Genomic DNA, 22,339 nt, shown 5'->3' on the forward strand with positions numbered 1-22,339 from the left:
GGCGCAGGTCCGCCTTGGGGCGGCCCGGCGACGGACCTGATTCATGCGCTTCATCTTCAAGACCAGCTACGACCAGGACATCCGCCTCGCCAAGCACGGCGGCCATGTGTTCTGGTACGGCCTGCTCGCCGCGTTCCTCGTCGCCGCGCCCTGGGCGATCGACGAGTACTGGCTCGCGCAGCTGACCTTCGTGCTGATCTACGGCATCGTCGGGCTGGGCCTGATGCTGCTGGCGGGCTTCACGGGGCAGTTCTCGATCGGGCATGCGGCCTTCCTTGGCGCGGGAGCCTACACGCAAGGGGTGCTGACCAACCTGGGCGTGCCGTTTCCGATTGCGCTGCTCGCGGCCGCGGCGCTGTCGGCGGCAGTGGGCGTGGTGGTCGCGCTGCCGGCCCTGCGCGTGAAGGGCATCTACCTGGGCATCGCCACGCTGTCGTTCGGCTTCATCGTCGAGGAAGTGTTCGCGCGCTGGGAGAGCGTGACGGGCGGCAACGCGGGGCTGCATGTGAAGCCGCCGCAGTTGTTCGGCTGGTCGCTCGGGTCGGGCAATGGCTTCTACTTCCTGTGCCTGGTGGTGGCGGTGCTCAGCACGCTCGGCATCCTGAACCTGCTGCGTTCGCCGACCGGCCGCGCCTTCGTGGCGATCCGCGATTCGGAAATCTCGGCGCAGAGCATGGGCATTCACCTGGCGCGCTACAAGACGATGTCGTTCGCGATCTCGGCCGCGCTCGCGGGCCTGGGCGGCGCGCTGTATGCGCACAAGCTGAGCTTCATCTCGCCCGACCAGTTCAACATCCTGCAGTCGATCGACCTGCTGCTGATGGTGGTGATCGGCGGCCTGGGCTCGGTGCATGGCGCGTTCCTGGGCGCGATTTTCCTGATCGCGATGCCGCAGCTGATCTCGATGGGCAAGGACTGGCTGCCGGCCGTGATCGGGCAGGCGCCGGGTCTGCAGGGGCTGGTGTACGGGCTGGTGCTGATCGCCTTCGTGCTGTTCGAGCCGCTGGGGCTGTATGGCCGCTGGCTCAAGATCCGCACCTGGCTGCAGCTCTTTCCGTTCTACCGCAAGGGGTTGTTCAAGCGGCAGAAATCCTTCACAAAGTCGGACCGCCTTAGATGACGAGCAGCGGCGACATCCTTCTTTCGGCCAGGGACCTGAGCGTGCGCTTCGGCGGCGTGCTCGCGGTCAACAAGGTGAGCTTCGACGTGCGGCGCGGCGAGGTGTTCACGCTGATCGGACCGAACGGCGCGGGCAAGACGACGGTGTTCAACCTGATCAGTCGGATCTACACGCCGACCATGGGCGAGATCACGTGGCATGGCGGGGCGGCCGGGCCGCTGGCGCTGACACATCAGGCGCCGCACGCGATTGCGGCACTCGGCATTGCACGCACCTTCCAGAACATCGAACTCTTCGAGCATGCGACGGTGCTGCACAACCTGCTGATCGGCCGCCACACGCATCGGCAGACGGGGTTCTGGAGCGAGGTGTTCTTCACGCCGGCCACGCGGCGCGCGGAAATTGCGGCACGCGAGAAGGTGGAGCAGGTGATCGATCTGCTGGATTTGCAGCATCACCGCGATTCGATGGTGGCCGGCTTGCCGTACGGCGTGCGCAAGGTGGTGGAGCTCGCGCGTGCGCTGTGCACCGAGCCCAAGCTGCTGCTGCTCGATGAGCCATCGTCCGGGCTCAACGTCGAAGAGACGGCGGACATGGCGTTCTGGATCCAGGACATCCAGCATGAGCTGGGGGTGTCGGTGCTGATGGTCGAGCACGACATGTCCTTGGTGTCGAAGGTGTCGGACCGCGTGCTCGCGATGAACATGGGCGAGGTGCTGGCTACCGGCACGCCGCGCGAGGTGCAGGCGGATGCGCGTGTCATCGAGGCTTATCTCGGGACTGTGGATGACGTGAGCAGCTTGAGGAGGGTTGGGGCGTGAATGTTCTGTTCGCCGCTTCGTTGGCGGCGCCCGGTATGCGGTGCGGCGCGGTCGCCCCCACTATGCCGGCCCTTCGGGCTCCCTTCCGGTGCTCGCTTTCCGCGGGGTCTCGCCCAAACTCGCTTCGCTCAAACAAGGGCGAGCCCTTATCCGCGGAAAGCTGCGCTCCTCAGCGGCACAGAGGGGGCGCCCACCCCGCACCGCACACCGGGCTCGGTCGGAGGTGGAACCACCCTGAGCGTGTCCACGGCGTTGGGGCCCCTGCCCCGGGCGGGCCGTTGAGGCGCCGCCGAGCAGCGGAGCGACAAGCGGATCAGGGCTCGCAGCTGTTTGAGCGAAGCGAGTTCTGCGAGACCCCGCTTGTCGCGAGCAGCGCAGGGAAGCCCGAAGGGCCGGTGACGTCGGCCGGCCCGGGGCAGGGGCCCCAACGCCGCTCCCCGTTCTTGTCAAACGATCGAGCAAATCCTCAAGGGACAACGAAGTGACCGACGTCGTCCTCCAACTACTCAACGTCGAAAGCGCCTACGGCCCCATCAAGGCCATCCGCGGCGTGAGCCTGAAAGTCAGGCAAGGCGAGATCGTGACCGTGCTGGGCTCCAACGGCGCAGGCAAGACGACGATCCTCAAAACGATCTCGGGAATCATCGACCCGAGAAAGGGCAGCATCGAGTTCCAGGGCAGGGACATCACTGCCAAGGACCCGGCCTACATCGTGCAGCAGGGCCTGAGCCATGTGCCCGAAGGCCGCGAGGTGTTCCCGCTGCTGTCCGTGAAGGACAACCTGCTGATGGGCGCCTACACCCGCAAGGACCGCGACGGCGTGGCGCGCGACATGGAGAGCGTCTACACCTACTTCCCCATCCTGCGCGAAAGAGCCGCGCAGGATGCCGGCCTGCTCTCGGGCGGCCAGCAGCAGATGCTCGCCATTTCGCGCGCCATCATGGCCGCGCCGCATCTGATCCTGCTCGACGAGCCCAGCCTCGGTCTCAGCCCCAAGCTGACGAAGGAGATCTTTGAGATCGTCGTGCGCATCAACCGCGAGCGCGGCACCACCATCCTGCTCGTGGAGCAGAACGCCAACATGGCGCTCAACGCTTCCGACCACGGCTACGTGCTCGAGAACGGCCGCATCGTCATGGAAGATACCTGCGAACGCCTGCGCGAAAAGGAGGACATCAAGGAGTTCTACCTCGGCGTCAAGGACGACGGCGTGCGCGGCGAGCGGCGCTGGAAAAAGAAGAAGACCTGGAGATGAAGGCATGAGCACAACTGCCCTGCGCGCTCCAGCAGGCCTCTGGGACCTCGCGCATCTGCAGCCGAGTCCCGGCATCGTCGTGCCGGGCGAGACCATCCCCGCCGTGTTCTGGAAGGCCGTGGAGCTGCGCGCCGACAAGGTCTGGATGCGGCAGAAGGAATTCGGCATCTGGCGCGCCTGGACCTGGCGGCAGACCGCCGAGGCCGTGCGCGAGATTGCGGGCGGCCTGCTGGCGCTCGGCTTCGGGCCGGGCGAATGCGCGTCGATCCTCGCCAACACCGTCATCGAATGGGTGCTGTGCGACGTCGCCGTGCTCAGCTGCGGCGGCGTGTCCAACGGCATCTATCCCACCGACGCGGCCTCGCAGGTGCGCTACCTCTGCGAGGACTCGCGCACCACCGTGCTCTTCGTCGAGGACGACGAGCAGCTCGACAAGGCGCTCGAAGTGCGCGCGCGGCTGCCGATGCTGCGCAAGGTCGTCGTGTTCGACATGAAAGGCCTGCGCGACCTCGACGACCCGGGCGTCATCAGCCTGGACGCCCTGCGCGCACTCGGCCGCGACCACCTGCAGGCCCATCCGCAGGCGCTGGAGCAGCGCATCGCCGCCTGCCGCCCGGAAGACCTCGCGATCCTGGTCTACACCTCGGGCACCACCGGCAAGCCCAAGGGCGCGATGCACAGCCACCGTGGGCTGGTCTACACCATGCGCGGCTACAACACGCTGCTCGCGCAGGGCGAAGGCGACGAGCGCATGTGCTTCCTGCCGCTGTGCCACATCGCCGAGCGCATGGGCGGCGAATACTTCGCGATGTACACCGGCTCGATCCTCAACTTCGTCGAGAACCCGGAAACGGTGCCCGAGAACGTGCGCGAGATTTCGCCCACGGTGTTCACCGCCGTGCCGCGCGTGTGGGAGAAGTTCTACTCGGGCGTGATGATCGCGCTCAAGGAAGCCAGCCGCCTGCAGCAGGCCGCCTATGGCTGGAGCATCGGCGTCGGCCGGCAGATTGCCGAGCGCGTGCTCCAGGGCCAGCCGGTGGGCGCCTGGCTGCGCTTGAAGTTCCGCCTGGCGCGCTGGCTGGCGCTCGACAACGTTCGCAAGCTCATCGGTATCCACCGCGCGCGCTTCCTCGTGACCGGCGCGGCGCCGATCTCGCCCGAGCTCGTGCGCTGGTACCTCGCGCTGGGCGTGCCCATGCTGGAGGTCTGGGGCATGACGGAATCGTGCGGCGCTTCCACCGGCGTGCCGCCTTCGCGCATCCGGCCGGGCTCGATCGGCCCGGCCACCAGCTACAACGAGGTGCGCCTCGATCCGCAGACGGGCGAAATCCTGGTGCGCGGCCCCAATATCTTCATGGGCTACCTCAACCTGCCGGAGAAGACCGCCGAGACCATCGACGCCGACGGCTGGCTGCACACCGGCGACGTGGGAACGGTCGACGCGGAAGGGTATTTCCGCATCACCGACCGCATGAAGGACATCATCATCACGGCAGGGGGGAAGAACATCACGCCGAGCGAGCTGGAGAACGAGCTCAAGTTCAGCCCCTACATCACCGACGCAGTGGTGATCGGCGACAGGAAACCCTACCTCACGGTGATCGTCATGATCGACCAGGAGAACGTCGAGAAGTTTGCGCAGGATCACGACGTGCCATTCAGCAACTACGAAAGCCTGACGCGCGCGCAGGAGGTGCTGGGCCTGATCCAGTGCGAGATCGACCGTGTCAACGCCAGGTTCGCGCGGGTCGAGCAGATCAAGAAATTCTTTTTGCTCGAAACGCAGCTGAGCGCCGAGGACGAAGAGCTCACGCCGACGATGAAGCTCAAGCGCAAGCTGGTGCAGGCCAAGTACGCGGAGCGCATCGAAGCCATGTACCGCTGATTCATTTTTCGTCAACCCGAGGAGACAACGCCATGATGAAGCTCAAGACAGTGACGACCCTGGCCGTGCTGGGCCTGGTCGCGACGTTCGCGTCCGCGCAGCAGCAGGGCGTGAGCAAGGACGAAATCCGCATCGGCACCATCCAGGACCTGTCGGGCCCGCTCGCGGGCTTCGGCAAGCAGGCGCGCAACGGCATGCAGCTGCGCGTGGACGAGCTCAACGAGCAGGGCAGCATCCACGGCCGCAAGCTCAAGCTCTTCGTGGAGGACTCGGGCTACGACCCGAAGAAGGCCGTGCTCGCGGCGCAGAAGCTGGTCAACCAGGAGAAGATCTTCATCATGGCTGGCCACATCGGCACGGCGCAGAACATGGCGGCCATGCCGGTGCAGTTCGAGAAGAACATCGTCAACTTCATGCCGATCACCGCGGCGCGCGAAATGTACGAGCCGCTGAACCGGCTCAAGTACTCGTTCGCGGCCACCTACTACGACCAGATCCGCCTGGCGCTGCCCAAGATGATCAAGGAGAAGGGCGCCAAGAAGGTCTGCACCATCTACCAGGACGACGAATTCGGGCTCGAGGTGCTGCGCGGCGCCGAGGCGGGCCTGAAGACCGCCGGCATGGAGCTGGCCGAGAAGACCTCGTTCAAGCGCGGCGCCACCGACTTCAGCTCGCAGGTCGCCAAGATGAAGGCCGCCAACTGCGACCTCGTGGTGCTCGGCACCATCATCCGCGAGACCATCGGCACCGTGGGCGAGGCGCGCAAGACCGGCTTCAACCCGACCTTCCTGGGCTCCAGCGCCTCCTACACCGACCTGATCCACAAGCTCGGCGGCAAGGCCATGGACGGCATCTACGCCACCATGACGGTGCAGAACCCCTACACCGACGAGCAGTCGCAGCCGCTGCGCTTCTGGGCCAACAAGTACAAGACCAAGTTCAACGAAGACCCGACGGTGTTCTCGGTGTATGGCTACGTCATCATCGATTCGTTCATCAAGGCGGCGCAGAAGGCCGGCCCGAACCTCACGACCGACAGCTTCATCAAGTCCATGGACAGCATGACCTTCGAGCCCGACATGTTCGGCAGCCCCAAGAGCTCGTACACCGCGACCAAGCGCCTGGGCAACGACCAGTCGCGCTTGTCCCAGATCAAGGATGGGAAATGGGTCGTCGTGTCCGACTATGTGACACCATAGCGGGACCATGCCCAACTACTGGTTGATGAAATCCGAGCCCGACGAGGTCTCGATCGACGATGCGCTCGCCGCGCCCAACGCCACCGTGGCCTGGACCGGTGTGCGCAACTATCAGGCACGCAACTTCATGCGCGACGGCATGAAGGTCGGCGATGGCGTGCTGTTCTACCACTCGAGCTGCCCCGAGCCCGGCATCGCAGGCCTTGCGCGCGTGGCCTCGGGCATCAAGCCCGACCCGACGCAGTTCGACCCGACGTCGCCTTATTACGACCCGGCCTCGAAGAAGGACGATCCACGCTGGCTGCTGGTCGACGTGCAGGCCGTTCGCAAGACGCGCCTGCTGCCGCTGCCCGAGCTGCGTGCCAGGCCCGAGCTGGCCGAGCTCGTCGTGCTGCGCAAGGGCAACCGGCTGTCGATCACGCCGGTCGAGCCCGCGCACTGGCGAGTCATCGAGAAGATGCTGGGCTGATTCGGTCAGCCCACGCGCTGCAGGATCGGAAACAGCTTGCCCAGGCCGTCGGCCATGACCTCGACCGCGAGCGCCGCGAGGATCAGGCCCATGAGCCGCGTCATGATGTTGATGCCGGTCTTGCCGAGCACGCGCGCGATCGGCTGCGCGAGCGAAAACGCCAGCGCGGTGGCCAGCGCCACCACCACGCCATACCCCACCAGGAGCCCGAGCTCCCACAGGTGCTGCGTCTTGTCGGCATAGATCACCACGGTGGAGATCGTGGCCGGCCCGGTGAGCAGCGGAATGGTGAGCGGCACCACCGCAATGGAGGCGCCCATGGACGCCTTGACCTCGGTGGCGCGCAGTTCCTCGACATTGGTCTTGCTCTCGGCCGGCTTGGCGTTGAGCATCGACAGCGAACTCATGAGCAGCAGCAGGCCGCCGCCCACCTGGAAGCTGGCAATCGAGATGCCGAAGAACGCCAGCAGCTGCAGCCCGATCAGCGCGCTGACCGCAATCACCACGAAGGCGCTGAAGGCCGACATGCGCACCGTGTGGCGGCGCTGCGCATCCGAGTAGCCCTGCGTGTAATGGATGAAGAAGGGCACGATGGCCAGCGGGTTGACGATGGCCACCAGCGTGACCAGCGGCTTGATCAGGTCCATCGAGGTGCTCACTTCTACCTCCCTCCGGTCACGTCGAGCAGGGCCATGGTGGTGTAGCTCGCCTCGGCGGACAGCAGCCACAGGATCGCGCCGGCAATTTCTTCCGCGCTGCCGGTGCGCTGCATCGGCACGGTGGGCGCGAGCTCGAAGGCGCGCTCGGGCATGCCGCCGGAGGCATGGATCTCGGTGTCGATCAGGCCCGGGCGCACCGCGTTGACGCGGATGCCCTCGGCGGCCACTTCCTTGGCCAGGCCGATGGTGAAGGTGTCGATGGCACTCTTGCTGGCCGCGTAGTCGACGTACTGGCCGGGCGAGCCCAGCCGCGCGGCGGCGCTCGAGACGTTGACGATGGCGCCGCCCGATCCGCCGTGCCGGGTGCTCATGCGCCGAACCGCTTCGCGCGCGCAGACGAAGCTGCCGATCACGTTGATGCGGAACATGCGTTCCAGCCGCGCCACGCTCATTTCGTCGACGCGGGCCTGCACGTCGACGACGCCGGCGTTGTTGACCAGAGCCGTGAGCCGGCCGAGCCTGGCATCGACCTTCTCGAACATGGCCAGCACCTGGGCTTCGTCGCCCACGTCGGCCTGCACGGCAATGGAGGTACCGCCGCCCGCGCGAATGGCGCGCACCACCTCGTCGGCGGCGAGCGAGTTGCTCGCGTAGTTGACAGCCACCGCGTAGCCGCGCTGCGCCGCCAGCAGGGCGGTGGCGGCGCCGATGCCGCGGCCGCCGCCCGTGATCAAGAGCACCTGGTCCAAAACCTACCTCCTGCAGAGAAACTGCGTGTCAGTTAAAACCGTTGGCTTGGATTACATCATCGGGGGCACGCGCATGAGCACTGACAAGACGATTGACTACTACTTTGCGCCACAGAGCCCATGGACCTATCTGGGGCATTCCCGCTTTGCCGCGATCGCTGCGGCTGCCGGCGCCACGGTGCGCGTGCGGCCGATCGACCTGGGCAGCGTGTTCCCGGTGTCGGGCGGGCTGCCGCTGGGCAAGCGCGCGCCGCAGCGCCAGGCCTACCGGCTGGTCGACCTCGCGCGCTGTTCGCGCCACCTCGGCCTGCCGCTGAACACCAGGCCGAAGTTCTTTCCGGTGGCCAGCGACGATGCGGCCCGGGTCATCATCGCGGTCGACATGCACGACGGCACCGAGGCCGCCATGCGCATGTGCGCGGCAGTGTTCGCGGCCGTGTGGGTGCAGGAGCGCAACATCGGCGACCCGAAGGTGCTCGATTCGCTGGTCGTCGAATGCGGGCTGTCGCCCAAGCGCGCGGAGCAGTCGCAGAGCCAGGCGGTGCAGGAGCGTTACGAGGCTTACACGCAGGAAGCGATCGACATCCAGGTGTTCGGTGCGCCAAGCTATGTCATCGATGGCGAGATATTCTGGGGCCAGGACCGGCTCGACTTCGTCGAACGCGCGCTGCGCCAGTAACCGGCATTCCTTTTCCTTTCAGTTGCCATTCAAGGAGCAAGACAACATGGGTCAATTCATCGATCTGAAAGCCAAGGACGGCTTCACCTTTCCCGCCTACGTGGCCGAACCGGCCGGCAAGCCGCGCGGCGCGGTGGTCGTGGTGCCGGAGATCTTCGGCGTCAACTCGCACATCCGCTCGGTGGCCGACGGCTATGCGGCGGACGGCTACCTGGCGGTGTCGCCCTCGACCTTCCATCGCGTGAAGCCCGGCGTCGAGCTCGGCTACAGCGACGAGGACATGAAGGCCGGCTTCGCGCTGAAGACCGCGGTCGAGGCGCTGCCCGCGCCCGGCGTGCTGCAGGACATCGAGGCCGCCGTGGCCTATGCGTCGAAAGCCGGCAAGGTCGGCATCGTGGGCTATTGCTGGGGCGGCCTGCTGGTCTGGCGCGCCGCCAGCCTGGTTCCGGGTATTGCCGCTGCGGCGCCCTACTACGGCGGCGGCATGACCACGCCGGAGGAAACCGCGCGCCAGCCCAAGGTGCCGGTGCTCGCGCATTTCGGCAACCAGGACCACTGGATCCCGCTGGACACCATCGAGGCCTTCAAGAAGGCGCATCCCGAGGTGGAGGTGCACGTCTACGAATCGGGCCACGGCTTCAACTGCGACCAGCGCGGCTCCTACAACGCCGAGGCCGCCAAGCTCGCGCGCACGCGCACGCTCGGGTTCTTTGCCAAACACGTCGGCTGAGTGCGGCCGGGGCCCGGCCTATTTCTTCCGCGAGCCCGGCCCCTTGCCGACGCGGGTCTGCAGAAAGTCGAGCAGCGCGCGCAGCGCCGCGCTGTTGTGGCGCCGCTGCAGGTAGGCGGCCGACAGCCACATGTCCTTGCGCGCATAGCCCTGCAGCACCGGCACCAGCTCGCCATGCTCGATGTGCGACTGCACGAGGATCGAGGGCAGGTAGATCACGCCGAAGCCGTGCATCGCGACCCGGATCAGCGGCGCACCCTCGGTGCAGTCCATGCGGCTCTTCACCGGCACGTCCAGCGGCTCGCCGCCGTCGTCGAAGCGCCAGACCGGCTGGGCGCCCAGCAGCGAATGCGTGAGCGCCTCGTGCGCCGAGAGGTCGCGTGGATGCTCGGGCTTGCCGTGTTTCTTCCAGTACACCGGCGAGGCGCAGACCACCATCTCCATGAGCATCAGCTTGCGCACGATCAGGTTGGCGTCCTCGACCGGGCCGCTGCGGATGTCGACGTCGATGCCTTCTTCCGCGAGGTCGACCGTGCGGTTGGTCAGCTGCAGGCTGATGCTCACGTCCGGGTAGTAGCGCATGAAGTCGGCCAGCAGGCTCGGAAACTCGCCGTTGCCCATGCCGTGCGGCGCTGAAATCCGCAGCCGGCCGCCGGGCTGCCTGGCGCGCTCCTGCAGCTCGGCCTGGGTGAGCTCCACCATTTCGAGCACCGGGGTGCTGCGCTCGAGCAGCAGTTGCCCGGCATCGGTCAGGCTCACGGAGCGCGTGGAGCGGTTGAGAAGCCGCACGCCGAAGCGGGTTTCGAGTTCCGCCACGTACTTGCTGACCGTCGCCTTCGACATGTCGAGCTTCTTGGCCGCGTGCGAGAAGCTGCCATGCGAGGCCACTTCCCGGAAGGTTCTGATCAGATCGAGACTGTCCATGTCAAAGTCAAAGCGCCCATTGTTTCCGTTCCGCGGCCGGCCCGCTTCGATTCTCGGGGAAGCCCCGGCATTTGCAGGCGCCGGTGCGCCCGGTTCGTGTGCATGCTGCCGGTGCGTCATTGTTTCAATAGAGGAAACACCGTGTCTCTGTTCCGCGTGATTTACACAGGCCGTTCAGTTGGAAACTCGCCGCACAGGTGAGCACGGACGAATGAACGAGCGAGCCTGGTGGACGAACCATCCAACCAATACAAGGAATTGAAATGAAGACTTCGCACATCCTCGCCGCCGCTGCCCTGACCCTGCTGGCCGCCACCGGCGCCCAAGCCGAATCCTACGAAGGCGTGAACACCGCCGTCTCGACCAAGAGCCGCGACGAAGTCAACGCCGAAGCCGTGCGCACCGCATCGGCTCCCAACCAGAACGTGACCCGCGGCTCGCGCGGCCCGGAAACCGTCGCCGTGTCGAAGGACCGCGCGCTCGTCGAAGCCGAAGCCGTCCGTACGGCCTACGCTCCCGACCAGAACGTGACCGGCGGCTCGCGCGTCAACAGCAAGGTCATCTCGACGATGCCCCACCCGATGGACGCACGCGTCCAGGCCCAGCAAGGCTCGGGCGCCGTCGCCAAGTAAGACCGGCGAAACCGCTGGCCCTCGCGGGTAAGCAAAAAAGCCACGCAATTGCGTGGCTTTTTTGCTTTGAAGCGGGACGGGGCCCTCAGCGCGTGCGCGCCAGGTAGCGCTTGCGCCAGAACACCAGCACCAGCAGCAGCGCGATCACCAGCATCGCGATCATGGCGATCCAGAAGCCATCCGCCTTGTGCACCAGCGGAATGAACTCGAAGTTCATGCCGAAGATGCCGGCAATGAGATTGAGCGGCAGGAAGATGGCCGTCAGCACCGTGAGCACCCGCATGATGTCGTTGGCGCGGTGGCCCTGCACGCTGAAATGCATCTGCACCGCGGTTTCCGCGTTCTGTTCGAGCCGGTGCACGTGGTGCACCACGCGCTCGATGTGCTCGAGCACGTCGCGGCTTCGCACCATGATCAGTTCCCGCTCGCGCTGCTCCGCCTCGCCTTTGACCGGGGGCAGCGTCTCGAGCGAATCGATCCAGTCCTGGATGGCCGCGCGCTGGTCTTCGCAGATCTCGTCCAGGTGGTGCAGCGACTGCCGGGCTTCCATCAGCGCGCCCCAGTTGGTGAAGCGGCTGCGCGGATCGATCAGCTCGGTCTGCCAGTGGTCGAGCTGGCGCGTGAGTTCGCGGCGCATGTCCAGGTAGCCGTCGACGATCTGGTTGACGACGCGCAGCATCAGGTCGGCGGTGCCGGTGGGCACGCGGGCCGAGGTGGCGCGCACGTCGAGCGCGGGGGCGCCCTTGTCGTCCGGCGATCCCGCGGCGAGCAGCCGGGCGGCAAAGGCATCGCGCACCGCGCCGTCCTCGGGGTGCACCGACAGCAGCACGCGGTCGAACAGCGCGAAACCCACCGGGCGGGTGTCGACCCGGCGCAATACGGGAGGGCCGCGGCGCAACGGCGCGGGAAGGGGCGGCTCGCCGCCCGTGGTGCCCTTGCCGTTGCCCAGCGCCGCCTGGCCAGGGCCGCTCGAGAGGCGCCGGAACACCAGCACGTCATATTGCGAGGTGTAGTCGTAGTGCGACGGCAGCTGGTCGTTGAGCAGGTCCGCCACGTGCAGGTCGACCAGCTGCGCCTGGCAGAGCGACTGCAGGATCTGCTGGACCTCGGACAGCGAGGCGCGGAATTCCTCGCGTGTGAGCGAAATCCAGAGATAGCCTTGCGCGGCACAGGCCCCGGGCAGTGCGAGAGGCGCCAGCGCCGGATGCTCGCTCACGCGCGAGCGGTCGATTTCGAAGATGCGCATGCGCTATTGTTTTTGCAGCAGCCGCGCGGCGTCGAGCGCAAAGTAGGTGAGCACGCCGTCAGCGCCGGCGCGCTTGAAGGCGAGCAGGCTCTCGAGCACCACCGCGTCGTGGTCGAGCCAGCCGTTCTGGGCTGCGGCCTTGAGCATCGCGTATTCGCCGCTCACCTGGTAGGCGAAGGTCGGCACGCGGAATTCGTCCTTCACGCGGCGCACGATGTCGAGGTACGGCATGCCGGGCTTGACCATCACCATGTCGGCGCCCTCGGCAATGTCGAGGCCGACCTCGCGCAGCGCCTCGTCGCTGTTGCCCGGGTCCATCTGGTAGACCTTCTTGTTGCTCTTGCCGAGTGTCGCGGCCGAGCCCACGGCGTCGCGGAACGGGCCGTAGAAGGCGCTCGCGTACTTGGCGCTGTAGGCCATGATGCGGGTATGGATGTCGCCGCGGGCCTCCAGCGCGGTGCGGATCGCGCCGATGCGGCCGTCCATCATGTCACTCGGCGCCACGATGTCGACGCCGGCTTGCGACTGTGTGAGCGCCTGCTTCACCAGCACTTCCACGGTGGCGTCGTTGAGGATGTAGCCGGTGTCGTCGAGCAGGCCGTCCTGCCCGTGGCTGGTGTAGGGGTCGAGCGCGACGTCGGTCATCACGCCGAGTTCCGGAAAGCGCGACTTGAGTGCCGCGACCACGCGCGGGATCAGTCCGTCGGGATTGAAGGCCTCGTCGCCCGCGGGCGTCTTGAGGCTGGCGTCGATCACCGGAAAAAGCGCCATCACCGGAATGCCGGCCTCCACGCACTGTTCTGCCACCGGCAGCAGCAGGTCCAGGCTCAGGCGATCCACGCCGGGCATCGACGCCACCGCGTCGCGTTTTTTCTCGCCTTCCTGCACGAACACCGGATAGATGAGATCGTGCGCCGTCAGCGCATGCTCCCTGACCAGGTTGCGGGTGAAGGTGTCGCGGCGCAGGCGGCGCGGCCGGCCGGCGGGATACATGGCAAAGGAAGATGGCGTCATAGGCGGAAAATTGTGCCTGAAGCCTCCGCCCGTGCGCTGAGCGGCTGGCCAAGTGTTGTCCGACAACCCTCCGGATGCGTAGACCAAAGGTTCTCTTTTTTTGCGCGGAATTGTCAAAGAATCTGGCCCGAGCCGCTTGAAACTTTGTTTCGCCTTTGTTAAATTCAAAAGCGGGCGGTTTACCGCTCCCCGCTTTTCCTCCCTGAGCGGGTGCCTTGATGTGTGACAGCAAAAGGGCTTCCCAGCCCGACGTGAAGACGTCGGGCTTTTTTTTGCCCGCTGCATCCGCGCCGGCGCCAAAGCCCGACGTGCATGGTGCGGTCCCGCCACTAAACTGGCCCCATGCTCTGGGTTAAATCTCTTCACATCGTCTTCATTGCCAGCTGGTTCGCGGGGTTGTTCTACCTCCCCCGGATCTTCGTCAACCTGGCGATGGTGCCGCCCGAGTCCGTGGCCGAACGCGAGCGCTTGCTTCTGATGGCACGCAAGCTGCTGCGCTTCACCACCTTCCTGGCCATTCCGGCGTTGGGTTTCGGCCTCTGGCTCTGGCTGGGCTATGGCATCGGGCGCGGCCCCGGCAACGGCTGGCTGCATGCCAAGCTGGCGCTGGTGCTGGCAGTGATCGGGTATCACCATGCCTGCGGCGTGCTGCTGCGCCGTTTCGTGGCCGGAGGCACCCAGCGCAACGACCGCTGGTACCGCTGGTTCAACGAACTGCCGGTGCTGCTGCTGCTCGGCATCGTGGTGCTGGTGGTCGTCAAGCCGTTCTGAGCCCGAAAGCCACGGTGGAGACACAGCACAAGTCCGCCGCGCTGCCCCTGGCGCTGGCCTACGCCGCGCTGATCGTCTATGCCAGCTTGTACCCGTTCGCCGACTGGCGCGACCAGGGCATCGCCCCCTGGGCCTACCTGTCGGCGTCGTGGCCCAAGTACTGGACGGGCTTCGATTTCGCGATCAACGTGGGCGGCTACGTTCCCTTCGGCTTCCTGTGTGCGCTGGCGGTGCTGCGAACGCGGCGCGACGCCAGCGTCTGGCGCGCGGTGCTGCGCGCCACGCTGGCCGGCGCGGCCGTGGCCTTTGCCATGGAAACGCTGCAGAGCTATCTGCCCGCGCGCATTCCCTCCAATGTCGACCTGGGCCTGAACAGCTCCGGCGCGCTGCTGGGGGCCCTGCTCGCGGCGGGGCTCGAGCGCCTCGGCGCGGTGGCGCATTGGAGCCGCACGCGCTCGCAGTGGTTCGTCGACGACTCGCGCGGCGCGCTGGTGCTGCTCGCGCTGTGGCCGTTGGCGCTGCTGTTCCCGGCCGCCGTCACCTTCGGGCTCGGCCAGGTGTTCGAACGCCTCGAGGTCGCGGTCTCGGAGTGGCTGCTCGACACGCCTTTCATCGACTGGATGCCGCTGCGCCAGTTCGAGCTGGAGCCGCTGGTGCCGGCCGTCGAGCTGCTGTGCGTGATGCTCGGCGCCCTGGTGCCATGCCTGCTGGCTTTCATGGTGACGCGCACGGTCGCCCGGCGTGCCGTGCTGCTGCCGCTCACGCTGCTGGCGGGCATTGCCGCCTCGGCGCTGTCGGCCGCGCTGAGCTACGGCCCCGAGCACGCATGGGCCTGGCTGGGCCTGCCGGTGCAGGTTGGCATTGCGACGGCGATGGTGGCCGGCGTGCTGCTGCTCGGGGCACCGCGCCGGCTGTGCGCGGCCTTGCTGCTGGTGGCGCTGGTGATCCAGCTGAGCCTGCTGAACCAGGCGCCCGAGAGCGCCTATTTCGCGCAGACCCTCGCCACCTGGGAGCAGGGGCGCTTCATCCGCTTCCACGGCCTGGCGCAGTGGCTCGGGTGGCTGTGGCCGTTCGCGGTCCTTGCCTATGTGGTGGCGGCGCTGTCGCGCCGGGGGCGGCCGGCAGGCTGATGGCTTGCGGCGGGCGTCACTAAAATCTCCCGATGCCCAGTTCCTCTTCCGCCGCGCCGCGCGGCTATTACGGCCGCCACATCTTCTTCTGCCTGAACGAGCGCAAGAACGGGGAAGACTGCTGCGCCCTGCACAACGCCCAGGCGGGTTTCGACCGCTGCAAGGCGAAGGTCAAGGAGGCTGGACTGGCCGGTCCCGGCAAGGTGCGCGTCAACAAGGCGGGCTGCCTGGACCGCTGCGCCGGCGGCCCGGTGGCGGTGGTCTATCCCGAAGCGGTCTGGTACACCTTCGTCGATGCCGACGACATCGACGAGATCGTCGACTCGCACCTGAAGAACGGCCAGGTCGTCGAGCGCCTGTTGCTGCCTCCCGATGTCGGGCGCTGAACTTTTCGCGAAGTCCGGCGCTCGTACCCTGCGCCCGGACCCTCGCGGCCGGGTGCTTCCATTCCTCGCACCATGAATTCCCAGACCGAGAAGATTCGCCTCCAGGGCGCCGCCGGCGTCATCGAGGTGCAGCGCGACCAGCCGGCCGAGGCTGCGCGCGGCATCGCCGTGATCGCCCATCCGCATCCGCTGTTCGGCGGCACCATGGACAACAAGGTGGTGCAGACCCTGGCGCGCGCATTCGTCTCCTGCGGCTGGACCGCGGTGCGTTTCAACTTCCGCGGTGTGGGTGCGAGCGAAGGCGTGCACGACGAGGGGCGCGGCGAGTGCGAAGACATGCTGGACGTCATCTCCCAGCTCGCGCCCCAAGGCCCGCTGGCGATTGCCGGCTTCTCGTTCGGCGCCTTCGTGGCAAGCTGCGCGGCCGAAAAGCTCTGGGCCGGCCGCGACCTGCGGCAGCTCGTGCTCGTTGGAACGGCGGCTTCGCGCTTTTCCGTCGCCACGCTGCCGGCCGAGGCGCACGAGCGCACGCTGGTGGTCCACGGCGAGGCCGACGACACGGTGCCGCTGGCGGCGGTCATGGACTGGGCGCGGCCGCAGTCACTGCCTGTCACGGTTATTCCGGGGGGCGGCCATTTCTTTCACGGACAATTGCCCCTCCTCAAAAGCCTGGTTGTCCGCCATCTGCGCGCGGGCGCCGCATGAAAAGCCTCACGGGCTTGTGTTTTCGTCTCCTCCCCGCTTCTCTCCTATTGCTCCCATGAATCGTTTTTTTGACGCGTTTCGCGCGCTGGTGCTGGCCGCCGCCGCATCGGCTTGCATGATCGCCGCTGCCCAGGTGCCGGCGCCGCCCGAGATCGCCGCGCGCAGCTACCTGCTGCTCGACGTCACGGCCAACCAGATCCTTGCGCAGAAGGACATCGACAGCCCGGTCGAACCGGCGTCGCTCACCAAGCTGATGTCGGCCTACATCGTGTTCGACGCGCTGCGCGCCAAGAAGATCACGCTGACCCAGACCATGCCGGTCAGCCAGCGCGCCTGGAAGATGCCCGGCTCGCGCATGTTCATCGATCCCAAGATGCAGGTGCCGGTCGAAGACCTGATCAAGGGGCTGATCGTGCAGTCGGGCAACGACGCCACCGTGGCGCTGGCCGAAGGTGTTGGCGGCACCGTGGAGCATTTCGTCGAGCTCATGAACGCCCAGGCCAAGGCGCTGGGCATGAAGAACACCACCTACAAGAACCCCGAAGGCCTCACCGCGCCCGGCCACACCACCACGGCGCGCGACCTGAGCATTCTCGCGACGCGCCTGGTGCGCGACTTCCCCGAGGAAGCCAAGTACTACGCGATCAAGAAATACCGCTATCCCGGCACACCGTCGACCAACGACACCAACCGCAACCTGCTGCTGTTCCGCGACCCGACCGTCGACGGCCTGAAGACCGGCCACACCGAAGCGGCCGGCTACTGCATGATCGCCACCGCCAAGCGCGACTTCCCCAACCTGACCGGCGGGCGCCGGCTGCTGTCGATCGTGCTGGGCACCTCGGGGGAGACCGTGCGCGCGAACGAATCGCAAAAGCTCCTGAACTGGGGCTACACCGCCTATGACGCCGTGCGCTTGTTCGACGCCGGCCAGCCGGCCGCCACGCCGGCGGTCTGGAAAGGCAAGGCCAACACGCTCAAGCTGGGCCGCCCGGAAGCCATCGTGGTCGCGGTACCGACCGGTACCGCCAGCAAGATCAAGACCCAGGTGGCGCGTCCCGATCCGCTGGTGGCGCCGTTCACCAAGTACCAGCCGGTGGGCTCGCTCAAGGTGACCCTGGACGACCAGCCGCTGGCGGACGTGCCGCTGGTGGCGCTGGAAGGCGTCGAGCAGGCGGGCATCCTCGGCCGCGCCTGGGATGCTGTCCGGCTCTGGATCAAGTAAGGAAGAGCGCCAGGCAACGCCGGCCGACGCTGTCCTTGCCGTTTCAAGCCCGCCTGCTATACTCGTGGGCTTTTCGGAATTTTCCGAAGGGTTTCACGTTTTCGTTATTCCCGGTTTCCTTTTCTTGCGTCACGACAAGGCAGGGGCGGCTTCACAGCCAAAAGCCGGGTTGTTTTGGGACTAATTCATTCATGCCAACCATCAATCAACTGGTGCGTCAGGGTCGAACGGTCGAAAAGATCAATTCGAAGAGCCCTGCCATGCAGAACTCGCCGCAACGCCGCGGTGTCTGCACCCGCGTCTACACCACGACGCCCAAGAAGCCCAACTCGGCGCTTCGTAAAGTTGCCAAGGTCCGCCTGACCAACGGCTTCGAAGTCATCTCCTACATCGGCGGCGAAGGCCACAACCTGCAGGAACACAGCGTCGTGCTGGTTCGCGGCGGTCGTGTCAAGGACTTGCCCGGTGTTCGCTACCACATCGTGCGCGGCTCGCTCGACCTGCAGGGCGTGAAAGACCGCAAGCAGTCGCGCTCCAAGTACGGCGCGAAGCGTCCCAAGAAGGCTTAAGCCTTCCTGTTGCCAAAAAACAAACGGTGTTCGGTTGCCTTGGCGGGCACATCGAACGAAGTGACCCAATCCCGGGTCGAGTAAGTGAGAGTCCGGAATGGCTCTCGCGGTATCGGAAACGATGCCAACTGAAGCAAAGAGGTTAGAAAAATGCCACGTCGTCGCGAAGTCCCCAAACGTGAAATCCTGCCGGACCCCAAGTACGGCAATGTCGAGCTGTCGAAGTTCATGAACGTGATCATGGAAGGCGGCAAGAAGGCGATCGCCGAGCGCATCATTTATGGCGCGCTCGACTTCATCGAAAAGAAGAACCCCGACAAGGACCCGCTCGAGGCCTTCACCGTTGCCATCAACAACGTGAAGCCGATGGTCGAAGTCAAGTCGCGCCGCGTCGGCGGTGCCAACTACCAGGTGCCGGTCGAAGTGCGTCCCGTGCGCCGCCTGGCGCTCTCGATGCGCTGGATCAAGGAAGCTGCCCGCAAGCGCGGCGAGAAGTCGATGGCCCTGCGCCTGGCCAACGAACTCATGGAAGCCACGGAAGGCCGTGGCGGCGCCATGAAGAAGCGCGATGAAGTGCACCGCATGGCAGAAGCCAACCGGGCGTTCAGCCACTTCCGCTTCTAAGAATCAAACTTCGCTTGGGCGTTGGGTGTTGGGTTTCGGGCGGTGTCGCCCGTGCTCGAGGCCCAGCGCTCAACGCATTTAACCCGAAAGTAAATCATGTCCCGCAAGACCCCCATCGAGCGCTACCGCAACATCGGCATCTCCGCGCACATCGACGCCGGCAAGACCACGACGACCGAGCGCATCCTGTTCTACACCGGTGTGAACCACAAGATCGGTGAAGTGCACGATGGCGCCGCCACGATGGACTGGATGGAGCAGGAGCAGGAGCGTGGCATCACGATCACCTCGGCTGCCACCACCTGCTTCTGGAAGGGCATGGCCGGCAAGTTCGACGAACACCGCATCAACATCATCGATACCCCCGGCCACGTGGACTTCACGATTGAAGTCGAGCGCTCGATGCGCGTGCTGGACGGCGCCGTCATGGTGTACGACGCGGTCGGCGGCGTGCAGCCCCAGTCCGAAACCGTCTGGCGCCAGGCCAACAAGTACAAGGTTCCGCGCCTTGCGTTCGTCAACAAGATGGACCGCACCGGCGCCGACTTCCTGCGCGTGCGCCAGATGATGGTGGACCGCCTGAAGGCCAACCCCGTCGTGATCCAGATCCCGATCGGTGCCGAAGAGCACTTCCAGGGCATCGTCGACCTCGTGAAGATGAAGGCGATCATCTGGGACGAAGACAAGGGCGTGACCTTCACCTACGGTGAAATCCCCGCGAACCTGACCGACGTCTGCAACGAATACCGCGAAAAGCTCGTCGAAGCCGCTGCCGAAGCGAGCGAGGAGCTGATGAACAAGTACCTCGAAGGCAACGAGCTGACCGAGGAAGAAATCAAGAAGGCCATCCGCCAGCGCACCATCGCCGGCGAGATCCAGCCGATGCTGTGCGGCTCGGCCTTCAAGAACAAGGGCGTGCAGGCCATGCTCGACGCCGTCGTCGAATACATGCCGGCACCGACCGACATTCCCCCGGTCAACGGCCTCGACGAAGACGAAGCGCCTGTCACCCGCAAGGCCGACGACAACGAGAAGTTCTCGGCGCTCGCGTTCAAGCTGATGACCGACCCGTTCGTGGGCCAGCTGACCTTCGTGCGCGTCTACTCGGGCGTGCTGACCAAGGGCGACAGCGTCTACAACCCGGTACGCGGCAAGAAGGAACGCATCGGCCGTATCGTGCAGATGCACGCGAACAACCGCGAAGAAGTCAATGAAATCCGCGCCGGCGACATCGCCGCCTGCGTGGGCCTGAAGGAAGTCACCACGGGCGAAACCCTGTGCGACCCGGCGGCCATCGTGACGCTCGAGCGCATGGTGTTCCCGGAATCGGTGATCTCGCAGGCCGTCGAGCCCAAGACCAAGGCCGACCAGGAAAAGATGGGCATCGCCCTGCAGCGCCTCGCGCAGGAAGACCCTTCGTTCCGCGTCAAGACCGACGAGGAATCGGGCCAGACCATCATCGCCGGCATGGGCGAGCTCCACCTCGAAATCATCGTGGACCGCATGAAGCGCGAATTCGGCGTGGAAGCCAACGTCGGCAAGCCGCAGGTGGCCTACCGCGAAACGATCCGCAAGACCGTCGAAGAAGCCGAAGGCAAGTTCGTTCGCCAGTCGGGCGGCAAGGGCCAGTACGGCCACGTCGTGCTCAAGATCGAACCGCAGGAAGCCGGCAAGGGCTTCGAGTTCGTCGACGCCATCAAGGGCGGTGTGGTTCCTCGCGAATACATCCCCGCGGTGGAAAAGGGCGTTGTGGAAGCGCTGACGCAAGGCGTGCTGGCGGGCTACCCCGTCGTCGACGTCAAGGTCACGCTGCACTTCGGTTCGTACCACGATGTGGACTCGAACGAAATGGCGTTCAAGATGGCCGCGATCTTCGGTTTCAAGGAAGGCGCCCGCAAGGCCAACCCCGTGATTCTCGAGCCCATGATGGCCGTGGAAGTCGAAACCCCCGAAGACTACGCCGGCAACGTGATGGGCGACCTCTCGTCACGCCGCGGCATGGTGCAGGGCATGGACGACATGATCGGTGGCGGCAAGTCCATCAAGGCCGAAGTGCCGCTGTCGGAAATGTTCGGCTACTCGACCACGCTGCGCTCGATGTCGCAAGGCCGCGCCACGTACACGATGGAGTTCAAGCACTACGCCGAAGCTCCCCGTAACGTGGCCGAAGCCATCGTGGCTGCTCGCGCAAAGTAAGTTTCAAGAATGCAGGGCCGCGCAGTGCGCGGCCCTCGTTGTCTGCGATCCGGTGCCGCCGCGTTCCCGTGCGGGGCGAACCAGCAATCGGATGCAGACATAAAACCAATACACGGGAATGCTCTTTCAAGGATTGAAAAATGGCAAAAGGTAAATTCACCCGCACCAAGCCGCACGTGAACGTGGGCACGATCGGTCACGTTGACCACGGCAAGACCACGCTGACGGCGGCCATCGCCACGGTGCTGTCGGCCAAGTTCGGCGGCGAAGCCAAGGCCTACGACCAGATCGACGCGGCGCCCGAAGAAAAGGCCCGCGGCATCACCATCAACACCGCCCACGTCGAGTACGAGACGGCCAACCGCCACTACGCGCACGTTGACTGCCCCGGCCACGCCGACTACGTCAAGAACATGATCACCGGCGCTGCCCAGATGGACGGCGCCATCCTCGTGTGCTCGGCCGCAGACGGCCCCATGCCCCAGACCCGCGAGCACATCCTGCTGGCGCGCCAGGTGGGCGTGGGCTACATCATCGTGTTCCTGAACAAGTGCGACATGGTGGACGACGCCGAGCTGCTCGAACTCGTCGAAATGGAAGTGCGCGAACTCCTCGACAAGTACGAATTCCCGGGCGACGACACCCCCATCATCCACGGCTCGGCCAAGCTCGCCCTCGAAGGCGACAAGGGCAAGCTCGGTGAAGAAGCCATCATGAAGCTGGCCGAGGCGCTGGACACCTACATCCCGACGCCCGAGCGCGCCGTGGACGGCACCTTCCTGATGCCTGTGGAAGACGTGTTCTCGATCTCCGGCCGCGGCACCGTGGTGACCGGCGCCGTCGAGCGCGGCGTGATCAAGGTCGGCGAGGAAATCGAGATCGTGGGTATCCGCCCGACCGTCAAGACCACCTGCACCGGCGTGGAAATGTTCCGCAAGCTGCTGGACCAGGGCCAGGCGGGCGACAACGTGGGCGTGCTGCTGCGCGGCACCAAGCGCGAAGAAGTCGAGCGCGGCCAGGTGCTGTGCAAGCCCGGCTCGATCAAGCCGCACACGCACTTCACCGCCGAGGTGTATGTGCTGTCCAAGGACGAAGGTGGCCGTCACACGCCGTTCTTCAACAACTACCGTCCGCAGTTCTACTTCCGCACGACGGACGTGACCGGCGCGATCGAGCTGCCCAAGGACAAGGAAATGGTCATGCCTGGCGACAACGTCAGCATCACCGTGAAGCTGATCAACCCGATCGCGATGGAAGAAGGTCTGCGCTTCGCCATCCGCGAAGGCGGCCGCACCGTGGGTTCGGGCGTCGTGGCAAAGATCCTCGACATCTAAGCCGCACGCAAAGGAAT

The 22,339-nt window shown here is 65.7% G+C and carries 23 protein-coding genes; 18 read left to right on the forward strand and 5 right to left on the reverse strand.

Annotated features, from left to right (window positions below; genetic code table 11):
• Positions 1-43: 43 nt before the first annotated feature.
• The 6 genes from FB547_RS03095 to FB547_RS03120 all read left to right on the forward strand — a co-directional run bounded on the left by FB547_RS03095 (position 44) and on the right by FB547_RS03120 (position 6,749).
• Positions 44-1,120, forward strand: a complete 1,077-nt coding sequence (locus FB547_RS03095) for a branched-chain amino acid ABC transporter permease (RefSeq protein WP_145739563.1) — start codon at positions 44-46, stop codon at positions 1,118-1,120.
• A complete protein-coding gene (locus FB547_RS03100) occupies positions 1,117-1,941 on the forward strand; it encodes an ABC transporter ATP-binding protein (RefSeq protein ID WP_145739565.1) in 825 nt (274 codons plus the stop codon). The genes FB547_RS03095 and FB547_RS03100 overlap by 4 nt, the downstream gene beginning before the upstream one ends.
• Positions 1,942-2,422: 481 nt before the next feature.
• Positions 2,423-3,196 carry an ABC transporter ATP-binding protein gene (locus tag FB547_RS03105; RefSeq protein WP_145739567.1) on the forward strand — a complete coding sequence of 258 codons (774 nt, stop codon included), beginning with the start codon at positions 2,423-2,425 and terminating at the stop codon, positions 3,194-3,196.
• Positions 3,197-3,200: 4 nt separating this feature from the next.
• Complete coding sequence (locus tag FB547_RS03110; RefSeq protein ID WP_145739569.1) at positions 3,201-5,081, forward strand: AMP-dependent synthetase/ligase; 1,881 nt, start codon at positions 3,201-3,203, stop codon at positions 5,079-5,081.
• A gap of 35 nt (positions 5,082-5,116) precedes the next feature.
• A complete protein-coding gene (locus FB547_RS03115; protein WP_145740537.1) occupies positions 5,117-6,280 on the forward strand; it encodes an ABC transporter substrate-binding protein in 1,164 nt (387 codons plus the stop codon).
• Positions 6,281-6,287: 7 nt separating this feature from the next.
• Positions 6,288-6,749 (forward strand): EVE domain-containing protein, encoded by a 462-nt coding sequence (locus FB547_RS03120; protein ID WP_145739571.1) that lies wholly within the window; start codon positions 6,288-6,290, stop codon positions 6,747-6,749.
• Between the two features lie 5 nt (positions 6,750-6,754).
• Here FB547_RS03120 and FB547_RS03125 read toward each other — a convergent pair whose 3' ends face one another.
• Together FB547_RS03125 and FB547_RS03130 are read right to left on the reverse strand one after the other, a co-directional pair.
• The gene (locus FB547_RS03125) at positions 6,755-7,408 is read right to left on the reverse strand and encodes a MarC family protein (protein WP_015867683.1); all 654 of its coding nucleotides are present in this window, start codon (positions 7,406-7,408) and stop codon (positions 6,755-6,757) included.
• A gap of 2 nt (positions 7,409-7,410) precedes the next feature.
• The gene (locus FB547_RS03130; protein WP_145739573.1) at positions 7,411-8,157 is read right to left on the reverse strand and encodes an SDR family oxidoreductase; all 747 of its coding nucleotides are present in this window, start codon (positions 8,155-8,157) and stop codon (positions 7,411-7,413) included.
• A 73-nt stretch (positions 8,158-8,230) separates the two neighbouring features.
• Here FB547_RS03130 and FB547_RS03135 point away from each other — a divergent pair, with 73 nt between their 5' ends.
• Positions 8,231-8,836, forward strand: a complete 606-nt coding sequence (locus FB547_RS03135) for a 2-hydroxychromene-2-carboxylate isomerase (RefSeq protein WP_145739575.1) — start codon at positions 8,231-8,233, stop codon at positions 8,834-8,836.
• Between the two features lie 46 nt (positions 8,837-8,882).
• The gene (locus tag FB547_RS03140) at positions 8,883-9,566 is read left to right on the forward strand and encodes a dienelactone hydrolase family protein (RefSeq protein ID WP_145739576.1); all 684 of its coding nucleotides are present in this window, start codon (positions 8,883-8,885) and stop codon (positions 9,564-9,566) included.
• Between the two features lie 18 nt (positions 9,567-9,584).
• Here FB547_RS03140 and FB547_RS03145 read toward each other — a convergent pair whose 3' ends face one another.
• The gene (locus FB547_RS03145) at positions 9,585-10,490 is read right to left on the reverse strand and encodes a LysR family transcriptional regulator (RefSeq protein WP_145739578.1); all 906 of its coding nucleotides are present in this window, start codon (positions 10,488-10,490) and stop codon (positions 9,585-9,587) included.
• Positions 10,491-10,753: 263 nt separating this feature from the next.
• Between FB547_RS03145 and FB547_RS03150 the strand changes: the two genes are divergently transcribed.
• Positions 10,754-11,122, forward strand: coding sequence for a DUF4148 domain-containing protein (locus FB547_RS03150; protein WP_145739580.1), 369 nt, complete (start codon positions 10,754-10,756; stop codon positions 11,120-11,122).
• 85 nt (positions 11,123-11,207) lie between these two features.
• Here FB547_RS03150 and FB547_RS03155 read toward each other — a convergent pair whose 3' ends face one another.
• On the reverse strand, positions 11,208-12,368 hold the full coding sequence (locus FB547_RS03155; RefSeq protein WP_145739582.1) for a magnesium transporter CorA family protein: 1,161 nt from the start codon (positions 12,366-12,368) through the stop codon (positions 11,208-11,210).
• Positions 12,369-12,371: 3 nt separating this feature from the next.
• A complete protein-coding gene (hemB, locus tag FB547_RS03160) occupies positions 12,372-13,361 on the reverse strand; it encodes a porphobilinogen synthase (protein WP_145740538.1) in 990 nt (329 codons plus the stop codon).
• 363 nt (positions 13,362-13,724) lie between these two features.
• Here hemB and FB547_RS03165 point away from each other — a divergent pair, with 363 nt between their 5' ends.
• The 9 genes from FB547_RS03165 (at position 13,725) to tuf (ending at position 22,322) form a co-directional block, all read left to right on the forward strand.
• Complete coding sequence (locus tag FB547_RS03165; RefSeq protein WP_015867675.1) at positions 13,725-14,153, forward strand: CopD family protein; 429 nt, start codon at positions 13,725-13,727, stop codon at positions 14,151-14,153.
• Positions 14,154-14,167: 14 nt separating this feature from the next.
• Positions 14,168-15,283: a VanZ family protein gene (locus tag FB547_RS03170; RefSeq protein ID WP_145739584.1), complete on the forward strand. Its 1,116-nt coding sequence runs from the start codon at positions 14,168-14,170 to the stop codon at positions 15,281-15,283.
• 32 nt (positions 15,284-15,315) lie between these two features.
• Positions 15,316-15,669: a (2Fe-2S) ferredoxin domain-containing protein gene (locus FB547_RS03175; RefSeq protein ID WP_015867673.1), complete on the forward strand. Its 354-nt coding sequence runs from the start codon at positions 15,316-15,318 to the stop codon at positions 15,667-15,669.
• A gap of 72 nt (positions 15,670-15,741) precedes the next feature.
• Positions 15,742-16,374, forward strand: coding sequence for an alpha/beta hydrolase (locus FB547_RS03180; RefSeq protein WP_145739585.1), 633 nt, complete (start codon positions 15,742-15,744; stop codon positions 16,372-16,374).
• A 55-nt stretch (positions 16,375-16,429) separates the two neighbouring features.
• Positions 16,430-17,599: a D-alanyl-D-alanine carboxypeptidase family protein gene (locus FB547_RS03185; RefSeq protein WP_145739587.1), complete on the forward strand. Its 1,170-nt coding sequence runs from the start codon at positions 16,430-16,432 to the stop codon at positions 17,597-17,599.
• A 191-nt stretch (positions 17,600-17,790) separates the two neighbouring features.
• Positions 17,791-18,168, forward strand: coding sequence for a 30S ribosomal protein S12 (rpsL, locus tag FB547_RS03190; RefSeq protein ID WP_013543948.1), 378 nt, complete (start codon positions 17,791-17,793; stop codon positions 18,166-18,168).
• A 150-nt stretch (positions 18,169-18,318) separates the two neighbouring features.
• Positions 18,319-18,792 (forward strand): 30S ribosomal protein S7, encoded by a 474-nt coding sequence (gene rpsG, locus FB547_RS03195; protein ID WP_013543947.1) that lies wholly within the window; start codon positions 18,319-18,321, stop codon positions 18,790-18,792.
• Between the two features lie 96 nt (positions 18,793-18,888).
• Positions 18,889-20,988, forward strand: coding sequence for an elongation factor G (fusA, locus tag FB547_RS03200; RefSeq protein WP_145739589.1), 2,100 nt, complete (start codon positions 18,889-18,891; stop codon positions 20,986-20,988).
• 140 nt (positions 20,989-21,128) lie between these two features.
• Positions 21,129-22,322 carry an elongation factor Tu gene (gene tuf, locus FB547_RS03205; RefSeq protein ID WP_012745744.1) on the forward strand — a complete coding sequence of 398 codons (1,194 nt, stop codon included), beginning with the start codon at positions 21,129-21,131 and terminating at the stop codon, positions 22,320-22,322.
• Positions 22,323-22,339: the final 17 nt, after the last annotated feature.

Source organism: Variovorax beijingensis, assembly GCF_007828835.1.
Classification (GTDB): Bacteria; Pseudomonadota; Gammaproteobacteria; order Burkholderiales; family Burkholderiaceae_C; genus Variovorax; species Variovorax beijingensis_A.